Here is a 12,513-nt window from a genome sequence, read left to right on the forward strand (position 1 = left end):
CTCCGGTACGTGGACGGCGGCGCCCGGTGCCGCGGGGCGGGAGGGGAAGTCGGTCACGGCCGCACCTCCGGTGCGACGGTGGCATCGGCACGCGCCGCCGGGCCGATGCGGACGATCCGGCCCGGGACCGCTCCGGTGTCCGCGTACACGCCGTGGCCGGTCGAGGCGAGCGGCAGCCACACCACCCGGTCGGGCATCTCGGTGACCTTCAGCGGCAGCCGGACCGCGCCCGCGGGGCCGCTCACCTGGAGCAGGTCGCCGTCCTTGACGCCGCTCTCGGCCGCGGTGGCCGCCGAGAGCCGGGCGAGGGCCTCGTGCCGGGTCCCGGCCAGTGCCTCGTCGCCCTCCTGGAGGGTGCCGAGGTCGAGCAGCAGCCGGTGGCCGGCGAGGACCGCCTCGCCCTCGGCGGGCCGGGGCAGGGCCTGGGAGGTCTCCAGGGGCTCGGTGGCGCGCGGGCCGTCCCAGTGGCCCAGGCGCCGCAGCTCCGCGCGCGCGGAGCGGTTGTCGGGGAGCGCCAGGTGTACGTCCATGGCGTCCGCCAGCATGTGCAGCACGCGCGCGTCGGCGGGCGCCAGGGGCCGGATCATCTGCTCGGGCTTCAGCGCGGCCTCGAACATCCGCGCCCGGCCCTCCCAGTTGAGGAAGAAGCCGGACTTCTCGGCGACGGCCGCGACCGGGAAGACCACGTCCGCCCGTTCGGTGACCTCGCTCGGCCGCAGCTCCAGGGAGACCACGAAGGCACCGGCCAGCGCCTCACGCGCGCGTGCCGGGTCCGGCAGGTCGGCCGGGTCGACGCCCGCGACCAGCAGCGCGCCCAGCTCACCGGTGGCCGCGGCCTCGACGATCTGGCCGGTGTCCCGCCCGAAGCGGTGCGGCAGTCGACGCACCCCCCAGACGGCGGCGACCTCCTCACGCGCGCGTGGATCGGTGGCCGGGCGCCCGCCGGGCAGCAGCGCCGCCAGGGCACCCGCCTCGATCGCGCCCCGCTCCCCGGCCCGGCGCGGAATCCAGACCAGTTCGGCCCCGGTCGCGGCGGATGCCCGGACGGCCGCGGTCAGGGCGCCCGGGACCGCCGCGAGGCGCTCACCGACCACGATGACCGAGCCGGGGGCCCGCAGCGCCTCGGCGGCGGCCGAGCCGTCGCCGTCCAGGCCGACCCCGCCCGCGAGCGCGTCCAGCCACTCGGTCTCGGTGCCGGGCGCGGCGGGAAGCAGGGTGCCGCCCGTCTTCTCCAGACCCCGGGTCAGATGGGTGGCCAGCGAGAAGGTGCGCTGGCCGTGCTTGCGCCAGGCCTTGCGCAGCCGCAGGAAGACGCCGGGCGCCTCCTCCTCCGCCTCGAACCCGACGAGCAGCACCGCGGGCGCCTTCTCCAAGGAGGTGTACGTGACGCCCTCCCCGGTGAGGTGGCCGCGTCCGGCGACCTTCGCCGCCAGGAAGTCGGCCTCCTCGGCGGAGTGCACGCGCGCGCGGAAGTCGACGTCGTTGGTGTCGAGGGCGATCCGGGCGAACTTGGCGTACGCGTAGGCGTCCTCGACGGTCAGCCGGCCGCCGGTGAGCACCCCGGCCCGGCCCCGGGCCGCGGTGAGTCCGGCCGCCGCGGCCTCCAGCGCCTCGGGCCAGGAGGCGGGCTCCAGCTCCCCGGCCGCGTTGCGCACCAGCGGATGGGTCAGCCGGTCCGGCTTCTGCGCGTACCGGAAGGCGAACCGGCCCTTGTCGCACAGCCATTCCTCGTTGACCTCGGGGTCGTTGGCGGCGAGGCGCCGCATGACCTTGCCGCGCCGGTGGTCGGTGCGGGTGGCGCAGCCGCCCGCGCAGTGCTCGCACACCGACGGCGAGGAGACCAGGTCGAAGGGGCGGGAGCGGAACCGGTACGCCGCCGAGGTCAGCGCGCCGACCGGGCAGATCTGGATGGTGTTGCCGGAGAAGTACGACTCGAACGGGTCGCCCTCGCCGGTGCCGACCTGCTGGAGGGCGCCGCGCTCCAGGAGCTCGATCATGGGGTCGCCCGCGATCTGCTCGGAGAAGCGGGTGCAGCGCGCGCACAGCACGCAGCGCTCGCGGTCCAGCAGCACCTGCGCCGAGATCGGTACCGGCTTCTCGTAGGTGCGCTTGTGGCCGTCGAAGCGGGTGTCGGGGTCGCCCACCAGCATGGCCTGGTTCTGGAGCGGGCACTCGCCGCCCTTGTCGCAGACCGGGCAGTCCAGCGGGTGGTTGATGAGCAGCAGCTCCATCACCCCGCGCTGGGACTTCTCCGCCACCGGCGACGTCAGCTGCGACTTGACCACCATGCCGTCGGTGCAGGTGATGGTGCAGGACGCCATCGGCTTGCGCTGGCCCTCCACCTCCACGATGCACTGGCGGCAGGCGCCGACCGGGTCGAGCAGCGGGTGGTCGCAGAACCGGGGGATCTCGATGCCGATCTGTTCGGCGGCCCGGATCACCAGCGTGCCCTTGGGGACGCTGATCTCCACGCCGTCGATGGTCAGCGAGACCAGGTCCTCCGGCGGCACCGCCGCCTCTCCGCCGCCGGAGGGAGCGCCAGTCGTCACCGTCATGCGTTCACCTCCGTGGTGCGGTGCGGGTTGTCGGCCCACAGGGTCGACTTGGCCGGGTCGAAGGGGCAGCCCCGGCCCGTGATGTGCTGCTCGTACTCCGCGCGGAAGTACTTGAGCGAGGAGAAGATGGGCGCCGCGGCGCCGTCGCCGAGCGCGCAGAACGACTTGCCGTTGATGTTGTCGGCGATGTCGGAGAGCTTGTCGAGGTCGTCCATGGCGCCCTTGCCCGCCTCGATGTCCCGCAGCAACTGGACCAGCCAGTAAGTCCCCTCGCGGCAGGGTGTGCACTTGCCGCAGGACTCGTGGGCGTAGAACTCGGTCCAGCGGGTGACCGCCCGCACCACGCAGGTGGTCTCGTCGAAGCACTGGAGCGCCTTGGTGCCGAGCATGGAGCCCGCGGCGCCGACGCCCTCGTAGTCCAGGGGTACGTCGAGGTGCTCGTCGGTGAACATCGGGGTCGAGGAGCCACCGGGCGTCCAGAACTTGAGGCGGTGGCCCGGCCGCATCCCGCCGCTCATGTCGAGCAGCTGGCGCAGCGTGATGCCGAGGGGCGCCTCGAACTGGCCGGGGCTCGCGACGTGCCCGCTGAGCGAATAGAGCGTGAAGCCGGGCGACTTCTCGCTCCCCATCGACTTGAACCAGTCTTTTCCCCGGTTGAGGATCGCGGGAACGCTGGCGATGGACTCGACGTTGTTCACCACAGTGGGGCACGCGTAGAGACCGGCGACCGCGGGGAAGGGGGGACGCAGCCGGGGCTGACCGCGACGGCCTTCCAGGGAGTCCAGCAGGGCGGTCTCCTCACCGCAGATGTACGCGCCGGCGCCGGCGTGCACGGTGAGTTCGAGGTCGAGTCCGCTGCCGAGGATGTCATTGCCGAGGTAGCCCGCCGCGTAGGCCTCCCGCACGGCCTCGTGCAGCCTCCGCAGTACGGGGACGACCTCCCCGCGCAGATAGATGAACGCGTGCGACGACCTGATCGCGTAACAGGCGATCACGATGCCCTCGATGAGGCTGTGCGGGTTGGCGAAGAGGAGCGGGATGTCCTTGCAGGTCCCTGGCTCCGACTCGTCGGCGTTGACAACTAGATAGTGCGGTTTGCCATCGCCCTGCGGGATGAACTGCCACTTCATGCCCGTGGGGAAGCCCGCGCCGCCCCGGCCGCGCAGCCCGGAGTCCTTCACGTACGCGATGAGGTCGTCCGGTGACATGGCCAGGGCCTTGCGCAGCCCTTCGTAGCCGTCGTGCCGGCGGTAGGTCTCCAGGGTCCAGGATTCGGGCTGGTCCCAGAAGGCGGAGAGAACGGGCGCCAGCAGTTTCTCCGGGCTGCTTCCGTTCCCGTTGCCGCTGAGTTCGGCTGCCAAGGTCATCACTCCCCCTCCTCGTCGACCGGGCCCGCCGGGTGTGCGGGGTCGGACGCAGAGGTCTGCTGTGGTGCGTCGTGCGAACTCAGGTGCCCGGAGCCGGGCTGGGCCGCCTCGCGGGGGCTCTCGTCGGGGCGGCTCCGGTCGTGGGGGCCGCCGTCGCCCGGTCCCTCGCCGCGCGGGTGGACCACGCGCGCCTGCGGTGCCTCGCCCCTCGCCAGTCGCAGCCCGACCAGGGAGGCCGGGCCCGCGCCACCGCTCGCCGCGACGGCGCCGGGGCGCTCGTCGGGGAAGCCGGCCAGGATGCGGGCGGTCTCCTTGTAGGTGCACAGCGGGGCCCCGCGGGTGGGCTCCACCGGCCTGCCCGCGCGCAGGTCGTCGACCAGGCGCTTGGCCGACTCGGGAGTCTGGTTGTCGAAGAACTCCCAGTTGACCATCACCACGGGCGCGAAGTCGCAGGCGGCGTTGCACTCGATGTGTTCGAGCGTCACCTTGCCGTCGGGGGTGGTCTCGTCGTTGCCCACCCCGAGGTGGCGCTTGAGCTCGTCGAAGATGGCGTCCCCGCCCATCACCGCGCAGAGGGTGTTGGTGCAGACGCCCACCTGGTAGTCGCCCGAGGGCTTGCGCCGGTACATGCTGTAGAAGGTGGCCACCGCGGTCACCTCGGCGGTCGTGAGGCCCAGCATCTGTGCGCAGAAGCGCATCCCGGTGCGGGAGACATGGCCCTCCTCCGACTGCACGAGGTGCAGCAGCGGCAGCAGCGCGGAGCGGCTGTCGGGATAGCGGGCGATGACTTCCCCGGCGTCCGCCTCCAGCCGGGCGCGGACGTCGGCCGGGTAGTCGGGCGCGGGCAGCTGGGGCATGCCCAGGCTCGTCGGCGTGGTCTCGGTCACCGGTCGACGCCTCCCATCACGGGGTCGATGGATGCCACGGCCACGATGACGTCGGCGACCTGGCCGCCCTCGCACATCGCCGCCATGGCCTGGAGATTGGTGAAGGACGGATCGCGGAAGTGGACCCGGTAGGGGCGGGTGCCTCCGTCGCTGACGACGTGCACCCCGAGCTCGCCCTTGGGCGACTCGACCGCCGCGTACGTCTGTCCGATGGGCACCCGGAAGCCCTCGGTCACCAGCTTGAAGTGGTGGATCAGGGACTCCATGGAGGTGCCCATGATCTTCTTGATGTGGTCGAGGGAGTTGCCGAGTCCGTCCGGGCCGAGCGCGAGCTGGGCGGGCCAGGCGATCTTCTTGTCGGCGACCATGACCGGGCCGGGCTCCAGCCGGTCCAGGCACTGCTCGACGATCCTGAGCGACTGGCGCATCTCCTCCAGCCGCACCAGGAAGCGGCCGTAGGCGTCGCAGCTGTCGGCGGTGGGGACCTCGAAGTCGTAGGTCTCGTAGCCGCAGTAGGGGTCGGTCTTGCGCAGGTCGTGCGGCAGCCCCGCGGAGCGCAGGATCGGGCCGGTTGCCCCCAGCGCCATGCAGCCGGTCAGATCGAGGTAGCCGACGTCCTGCATCCGGGCCTTGAAGATCGGGTTGCCGGTGGCGAGCTTGTCGTACTCCGGCAGGTTCTTCTTCATCGTCTTCACGAACTCGCGGAGCTGGTCCACCGCGCCCGGCGGCAGGTCCTGGGCGAGGCCGCCGGGGCGGACGAACGCGTGGTTCATCCGCAGGCCGGTGATCAGCTCGAAAACGTCGAGGATGAGTTCGCGGTCCCGGAAGCCGTAGATCATGATCGTGGTGGCGCCGAGCTCCATGCCGCCGGTGGCGATGCAGACCAGGTGCGAGGAGAGCCGGTTCAGCTCCATCAGGAGCACCCGGATCACCGAGGCGCGGTCGGGGATCTGGTCGGTGATGCCGAGCAGCTTCTCCACGCCCAGGCAGTACGCCGTCTCGTTGAAGAACGGCGTCAGGTAGTCCATGCGCGTGACGAAGGTGGTGCCCTGCGTCCAGGTGCGGAATTCGAGGTTCTTCTCGATGCCGGTGTGGAGGTAGCCGATGCCGCAGCGGGCCTCGGTGACCGTCTCGCCGTCAATCTCCAGGATCAGCCGGAGCACACCGTGCGTGGAGGGGTGCTGGGGCCCCATGTTGACGACGATGCGCTCGTCGTCGGCGCGGGCGGCGGTGCGGACGACCTCGTCCCAGTCGCCGCCGGTGACCGTGTAGACGGTCCCCTCGGTCGTCTCCCTGGCAGAAGCGCGGGAAGCGTCGCTGGAAGTACTCATCAGGTGTACGACCTCCGCTGGTCCGGAGCCGGGATCTGGGCGCCCTTGTACTCGACGGGGATGCCGCCGAGGGGGTAGTCCTTGCGCTGCGGGAAGCCCTGCCAGTCGTCCGGCATCATGATCCGGGTGAGGGCGGGGTGGCCGTCGAAGACCAGGCCGAAGAAGTCGTAGGCCTCGCGCTCGTGCCAGTCGTTGGTCGGATAGACGCCGACCAGGGACGGCAGGTGCGGATCGCTGTCGGGGGCGGTGACCTCCAGACGGATCAGCCGGCCGTGGGTGAGCGAGCGCAGGTGGTAGACGGCGTGCAGCTCGCGGCCCTTGTCGCCCGGGAAGTGGACGCCGCTGACGCCCGTACAGAGCTCGAAGCGCAGGGCCGGGTCGTCGCGCAGGGTCCGGGCCACGCGGACGAGGTGCTCGCGCGCGATGTGGAAGGTGAGCTCGCCGCGGTCCACGACCGTCTTCTCGATGGCGTTCTCCGGGAGGAGGTCCTGCTCCTCCAGGGCGCCTTCGAGTTCGTCGGCCACCTCGTCGAACCAGCCGCCGTAGGGGCGGGAGGAGGCGCCGGGCAGGGTGACGGTGCGCACCAGGCCGCCGTAGCCGGTGGTGTCGCCGCCCTTCTCCGCGCCGAACATGCCCCGGCGGACGCCGATGACGTCGCCGGTGTCGTCGCGCTGGGCGGGCAGACCGCCGCTCTCGGGCGCCTCGGGCGTCCCGGGGGCGCCGTCGCCCGGCCCCTTGGGAGTACGGTCGTCGCTCACCGCAGCAGCCCCTTCATCTCGATGGTGGGCAGCGCCTTGAGGGCGGCCTCCTCCGCCTCGCGGGCGGCCTCCTCCGCGTTCACGCCGAGCTTGGAGCCCTGGATCTTCTGATGGAGCTTGAGGATCGCGTCGATGAGCATCTCGGGCCGGGGCGGGCAGCCGGGCAGATAGATGTCGACCGGGACAATGTGGTCGACACCCTGCACAATCGCGTAATTGTTGAACATTCCGCCCGATGATGCGCAAACCCCCATGGAGATGACCCACTTGGGGTTCGGCATCTGGTCGTAGACCTGCCGCAGGACCGGCGCCATCTTCTGGCTGACCCGGCCGGCCACGATCATCAGGTCCGCCTGGCGCGGCGAGCCGCGGAAGACCTCCATGCCGAACCGGGCCAGGTCGTAGCGGCCCGCGCCGGTCGTCATCATCTCGATGGCGCAGCAGGCCAGACCGAAGGTGGCGGGGAAGACGGACGCCTTGCGCACCCAGCCCGCGGCCTGTTCGACGGTGGTCAGCAGAAAGCCGCTCGGCAGTTTCTCTTCGAGTCCCATAGGTGCCCCTCAGCCCCTCAGTCCCATTCCAGGCCGCCGCGCCGCCATACGTACGCGTAGGCGACGAACACGGTGAGCACGAAGAGCAGCATCTCCACGAGCCCGAAGACCCCCAGGGCGTCGAAGGTGACGGCCCAGGGGTAGAGGAAGACGATCTCGATGTCGAAGACGATGAAGAGCATCGCCGTCAGGTAGTACTTGATGGGGAAGCGGCCTCCGCCGGCCGGCGTGGGAGTCGGTTCGATGCCGCACTCGTACGCCTCAAGTTTCGCCCGGTTGTACCTTTTTGGGCCGATAAGCGTGGCCATGACCACGGAGAAGATCGCAAACCCAGCCCCGAGGGCGCCGAGCACGAGGATGGGCGCGTAGGCATTCACGCTCCTCGCTCCTTCCAGTCGTCCTTGACCGTTGGACCGCACACGGGCCCCGCTGCCGCCCCTCCCGCCGCGCGAAGATCGCGCACATGTGAGGCAGTTCACAAGCCCGACTGCCCCGCATCCTATGCCCGGCGGTCTGTGATCTGCGACACGGGGTGCGCCAACGGCTTTGTGATCTCCACCACCTGACGAAGGATCATGAAGTCGGATGAGCGGTGATCTTCACACCCGAAGCGGCCGAGTGATCACAAGGCGTAGCATCTGCTCCTGTTACCGCTGGTCGCAGGGGGTGCGGCACTATCAAGACATGGGGTCTACAGGCAAATTGGCGATGGACTCGTTCGAGTGATAAAGGATCGCCGCCCACTCGTGCGGGTGAGAGCGTCGCCGACCGGTGGACCTGTGCACGCGTTCACGAACTCCGCAGCACCACACCGACCGGTCCGGACCGATCCGGACCGGGCCTAAACGATCTAGAACCGACACCACGCCACCGCGCCCCGCGCCCCCATGATCACGGCCCGGTCACGGGAGGGCGGAGGCATGGCCACGAAGTGACCTGCGTCACACCGAACCGTCACGGATTAAACCGGGCTTGGCCAACGGTGTGAACGGATGGTAAGCGGCGGGCAATTCGGACTATTTATAAAAACCACATGATCACAGCCGTGATCGCGCATGCCCGTATTGCCCGTTACGGCGTCAATAAGGGCGCGCAGGAAGCGGATTCGCCCGTTCCGAGCGCAACTGTGGCGCAGCACACGTTTCTTGAAGGGAACCCCGTACCCCTGATAGCGGTTGTACCCATGTCCCACACCGCTCACATACCCAGCCACCGGAAGCCCCGCCGCAGCGCCTCCAAGCTCGCGCTCCGTGCCGGAGTTGCCGGTGGCGTCCTCAGCACCCTCGCGGTGGCAGGCGCCGCCGCCCCGGCCATCGCCGCCGAGCCGGTGACCGAGACCATCGAGATGCCCACGCTTACGACCGGTCTCGCGAGCACCGCCGCCGCCGCCTCCGAGGCCACCCAGCAGGTCGCCGCCGACCTCCAGCTGAAGGCCGAGCAGAACGCCGCCGCCTCCACCGCCGCCAAGGTCGCCAAGAAGGCCAAGGCCGACGCGGACGCCAAGGCCGAGGCGGAGAAGAAGGCCAAGGCGGAAGCCGAGGCCAAGGCGAAGGCGGAGGCCACCGAGCGCGCCTCCCGCTCCTCCGCGCGCACCACCCTGGCCTCGACCGGTGGCGGCAGCAGCTCCGTCACCACGTCCTCCACCGCCACGGGTTCCGCCGCCACCATCGTGAACTTCGCGCTGGCCCAGGTCGGCAAGGCGTACGTGTCCGGGGCCACGGGCTCCAGCGCGTACGACTGCTCGGGCCTGGTGCAGGCGGCCTACCGCCAGGTGGGCGTCGACCTGCCGCGCGTCTCGCAGGACCAGTCGACCGCGGGCCGCCAGGTCTCGCTCTCGAACCTCCAGCCGGGCGACGTCCTGTACTGGGGCAGCGCGGGCTCCGCGTACCACGTGGCCATCTACGTCGGCGGCGGCAAGTTCGTCGGCGCGCAGAACTCCTCGACCGGTGTGGTCGAGCGCAGCATGGACTGGGACCAGCCGACCGGCGCGGTCCGCGTCCTCTAGTCGCGGCGCTCACGGATACGGATACGGATACGGCGAAGGGCCGGTGCTCCTCTCGGGGAGCACCGGCCCTTTCGCGTGCGCGCGTGGGCGAGGGAGCCGCTCAGGCCTTGGGGGCCACCTTCGACAGCCCGTTGATGATGCGGTCCATCGCGTCGCCGCCCGTGGGGTCGGTCAGGTTCGCGAGCATCTTCAGCGTGAACTTCATCAGCACCGGGTGCGTCAGACCGCGCTGGGTGGCGATCTTCATGACCTTCGGGTTGCCGATGAGCTTCACGAAGGCGCGGCCCAGCGTGTAGTAGCCGCCGTAGGTGTCCTTGAGGACCTTCGGGTAGTTGTGCAGGGCCAGTTCCCGCTGGGCTGGGGTCGCGCGGGCGTGGGCCTGGACGATGACGTCGGCGGCGATCTGGCCGGACTCCATGGCGTACGCGATGCCCTCGCCGTTGAACGGGTTCACCAGGCCGCCCGCGTCGCCCACCAGCAACAGGCCCTTGGTGTAGTGCGGCTGGCGGTTGAAGGCCATGGGCAGGGCCGCGCCGCGGATGGGGCCCGTCATGTTCTCCTCCGTGTAGCCCCAGTCGGCGGGCATGGAGGCGCACCAGGCCTTCAGGACCTCGCGCCAGTCGAGCTCCTTGAAGGAGGCGGAGGTGTTCAGGACGCCGAGGCCGACGTTGGAGGTGCCGTCGCCCATGCCGAAGATCCAGCCGTAGCCGGGCAGGAGGCGGTCCTCGCCCGGGCCGCGCCGGTCCCACAGCTCCAGCCAGGACTCCAGGTAGTCGTCGTCGTGGCGGGGTGAGTGGAAGTACGTCCGGACGGCGACGCCCATCGGGCGGTCCTCGCGGCGGTGCAGGCCCATGGCGAGGGAGAGGCGGGTGGAGTTGCCGTCGGCGGCGACGACCAGCGGCGCGTGGAAGGTGACTTCGCGCTTCTCCTCGCCGAGCTTGGCGTTCACGCCGGTGATACGGCCCGTACGGTCGTCGATGACCGGCGCGCCCACGTTGCAGCGCTCGTACAGGCGGGCGCCGGCCTTCTGGGCCTGGCGGGCGAGCTGCTCGTCGAAGTCGTCGCGCTTGCGGACGAGGCCGTAGTCGGGGTAGCTGGCGAGCTCCGGCCAGTCGAGCTGGAGCCGGACGCCGCCGCCGATGATGCGCAGGCCCTTGTTCCGCAGCCAGCCGGCCTCTTCGGAGACGTCGATGCCCATGGCGACCAGCTGCTTGGTGGCGCGCGGGGTGAGCCCGTCGCCGCAGACCTTCTCGCGCGGGAAGGCGGTCTTCTCCAGCAGCAGTACGTCGAGTCCGGCCTTGGCCAGGTAGTACGCCGTGGTCGATCCGGCGGGGCCTGCCCCGACGACGATCACATCCGCGGTGTGTTCGGAGAGGGGCTCGGTCACAGCGGGTTCTCCCGAAGACTCGATTTCGTGTGCCGGAACGCACGGGACATGTGCAGTCTATGGGTGGGTGTTGATCGTTATCGCGAAGGGTTGCCCACGCCATGAGCTCCACTGAGGAGAAGTCCCTGCCCCTCGTACGGCTGCGCGTGCCGACCGAGGAGGACGCCTACGCCTGGCACGAGGTGTTCGACGACCCGGAGGTCATGGAGTTCCACGGGGGCAGGGCGGCGGAGCTGTCGGTGTACGAGGAGCTGACCGCGCGCCAGCGCCGGCACGACGCGGAGCGGGGGTTCTGTCTCTGGACGCTCCTCGACGAGGACGACGCGGTGATCGGCTTCACGGGCGCGCAGCCGTGGCCCCACGGGTGGGGCCCGGTCGGCGAGGTGGAGATCGGCTGGCGGCTCGCCCGCCGGGCGTGGGGGCGGGGGTACGCCACGGCGGCGGCCCGGGTCGCGGTCGACCGGGTGCGGGCCGCCGGGGTCGGCGGGGTGGTGGCCATGGTCGATGCCCGCAACGAGCGGTCCGTCGCCGTTACGCGGCGGTTGGGGATGCGGCTCGCCGAGACGTTCCGGACGCCCACGTCCGACCGGGAGGGATACTGCTTCCGGCTGGGGCTGTGAGGGGCGTCCTCGGGTCGTCGTGGCCTGGTCGCGCCCGCGCGGCGGAGCCGCAGATGTCACAGCCCCGTCTCCTAAACCCCATGGGAGCGGCGTCTTTCGGCCAAGCTGGGGCACGCCGGGGTCAGAACACCGACAGGCCCGTCAGGGTCGTGAAGCGGTCCAGCGCGGCCACGCCCGCCACCGAGTTGCCCCGGGCGTCCAGCCCCGGGCTCCACACGCACAGCGTGCACCGGCCGGGGACGACCGCCATGATCCCGCCGCCCACCCCGCTCTTGCCCGGCAGACCGACGCGGTACGCGAAGTCGCCCGCCGCGTCGTAGGTCCCGCACGTCAGCATCACCGCGTTGACCTGCTTCGCCTCACTGCGCGACAGCAGCCGCGAGCCGTCCGCGCGCAGCCCGTGGCGGGCCAGGAAGCGGGCCGCCAGGGCCAGATCAGCGCAGCTCATCTCGATGGCGCACTGCCAGAAGTAGTGGTCGAGCAGGGTCGGTACGTCGTTGGCGATGTTGCCGTACGAGGCCATGAAGTGGGCGAGCGCCGCGTTCCGGTCGCCGTGGGCCGACTCGGACTCGGCCACCACCGCGTCGAAGGCGAGCCCGGGGTTGCCGGTCTCCTCCCGCAGGAACTCCAGCAGTTCACTGCTGGCGTCCCCCGTGAGGGTCTGGAGCCGGTCGGTCACGACCAGCGCGCCCGCGTTGATGAACGGATTGCGCGGGATGCCGTTCTCGTACTCCAGCTGGACGAGGGAGTTGAACGGGTTGCCCGAGGGCTCGCGGCCGACGTGCTCCCACAGGCTGTCGCCGCCGCGCGCGAGGGCCAGGGCGAGCGTGAACACCTTGGTGATCGACTGGGCGGAGAAGGGGCGCTGCCAGTCCCCCACCCCGTAGACCGTGCCGTCGAGGTCCGCGACGGCCATCCCGAAGCGGGAGGGGTCCACGTCGGCGAGGGCGGGGATGTACGCGGCGGGGGTGCCGGTGCCCACGAGGGGCGCGACGTCGTCCGCGATTGTGTGGAGGACGGCCTGATAGTCCTGCTGGTCCACGGGGTGCCGG

11 protein-coding genes are annotated in these 12,513 nt (G+C 70.8%); 2 read left to right on the forward strand and 9 right to left on the reverse strand.

The genetic code is table 11. The features are described 5' to 3' along the window. Positions 1-53: 53 nt before the first annotated feature. From ACZ5ID_RS29780 to ACZ5ID_RS29810, 7 genes are all read right to left on the reverse strand, one after another. Entirely contained in the window at positions 54-2,555 is a 2,502-nt protein-coding gene (locus ACZ5ID_RS29780) for an NADH-quinone oxidoreductase subunit G (protein WP_468903974.1), read from the reverse strand. Then, entirely contained in the window at positions 2,552-3,922 is a 1,371-nt protein-coding gene (gene nuoF / locus ACZ5ID_RS29785) for an NADH-quinone oxidoreductase subunit NuoF (RefSeq protein WP_468903977.1), read from the reverse strand. Before nuoF ends, ACZ5ID_RS29780 begins: the two co-directional genes overlap by 4 nt. Continuing rightward, complete coding sequence (gene nuoE, locus ACZ5ID_RS29790; RefSeq protein WP_468904144.1) at positions 3,922-4,779, reverse strand: NADH-quinone oxidoreductase subunit NuoE; 858 nt, start codon at positions 4,777-4,779, stop codon at positions 3,922-3,924. The genes nuoF and nuoE overlap by 1 nt, the downstream gene beginning before the upstream one ends. Positions 4,780-4,805: 26 nt before the next feature. Further along, positions 4,806-6,140 carry an NADH-quinone oxidoreductase subunit D gene (locus ACZ5ID_RS29795; protein ID WP_468903979.1) on the reverse strand — a complete coding sequence of 445 codons (1,335 nt, stop codon included), beginning with the start codon at positions 6,138-6,140 and terminating at the stop codon, positions 4,806-4,808. After that, positions 6,140-6,823, reverse strand: a complete 684-nt coding sequence (locus ACZ5ID_RS29800) for an NADH-quinone oxidoreductase subunit C (RefSeq protein WP_468904147.1) — start codon at positions 6,821-6,823, stop codon at positions 6,140-6,142. The genes ACZ5ID_RS29795 and ACZ5ID_RS29800 overlap by 1 nt, the downstream gene beginning before the upstream one ends. 71 nt (positions 6,824-6,894) lie before the next feature. Then, positions 6,895-7,449, reverse strand: coding sequence for a NuoB/complex I 20 kDa subunit family protein (locus ACZ5ID_RS29805; RefSeq protein ID WP_067163033.1), 555 nt, complete (start codon positions 7,447-7,449; stop codon positions 6,895-6,897). A gap of 17 nt (positions 7,450-7,466) precedes the next feature. Continuing rightward, positions 7,467-7,826, reverse strand: a complete 360-nt coding sequence (locus tag ACZ5ID_RS29810) for an NADH-quinone oxidoreductase subunit A (RefSeq protein ID WP_007383963.1) — start codon at positions 7,824-7,826, stop codon at positions 7,467-7,469. A gap of 806 nt (positions 7,827-8,632) precedes the next feature. On the opposite strand from ACZ5ID_RS29810, the gene ACZ5ID_RS29815 reads away from it, so the two are divergent. Next, positions 8,633-9,454 carry a C40 family peptidase gene (locus ACZ5ID_RS29815; protein WP_468903982.1) on the forward strand — a complete coding sequence of 274 codons (822 nt, stop codon included), beginning with the start codon at positions 8,633-8,635 and terminating at the stop codon, positions 9,452-9,454. A gap of 100 nt (positions 9,455-9,554) precedes the next feature. On the opposite strand, the gene ACZ5ID_RS29820 is transcribed toward ACZ5ID_RS29815, so the two are convergent. Next, a complete protein-coding gene (locus ACZ5ID_RS29820) occupies positions 9,555-10,841 on the reverse strand; it encodes a geranylgeranyl reductase family protein (protein WP_468903984.1) in 1,287 nt (428 codons plus the stop codon). A gap of 101 nt (positions 10,842-10,942) precedes the next feature. On the opposite strand from ACZ5ID_RS29820, the gene ACZ5ID_RS29825 reads away from it, so the two are divergent. Continuing rightward, positions 10,943-11,461 carry a GNAT family N-acetyltransferase gene (locus ACZ5ID_RS29825; RefSeq protein WP_468903987.1) on the forward strand — a complete coding sequence of 173 codons (519 nt, stop codon included), beginning with the start codon at positions 10,943-10,945 and terminating at the stop codon, positions 11,459-11,461. A 121-nt stretch (positions 11,462-11,582) separates the two neighbouring features. Here ACZ5ID_RS29825 and ACZ5ID_RS29830 read toward each other — a convergent pair whose 3' ends face one another. Continuing rightward, on the reverse strand, positions 11,583-12,503 hold the full coding sequence (locus ACZ5ID_RS29830) for a glutaminase (protein ID WP_468903989.1): 921 nt from the start codon (positions 12,501-12,503) through the stop codon (positions 11,583-11,585). Positions 12,504-12,513: the final 10 nt, after the last annotated feature.

It is taken from the genome of Streptomyces sp. NPDC031670, assembly GCF_055580545.1.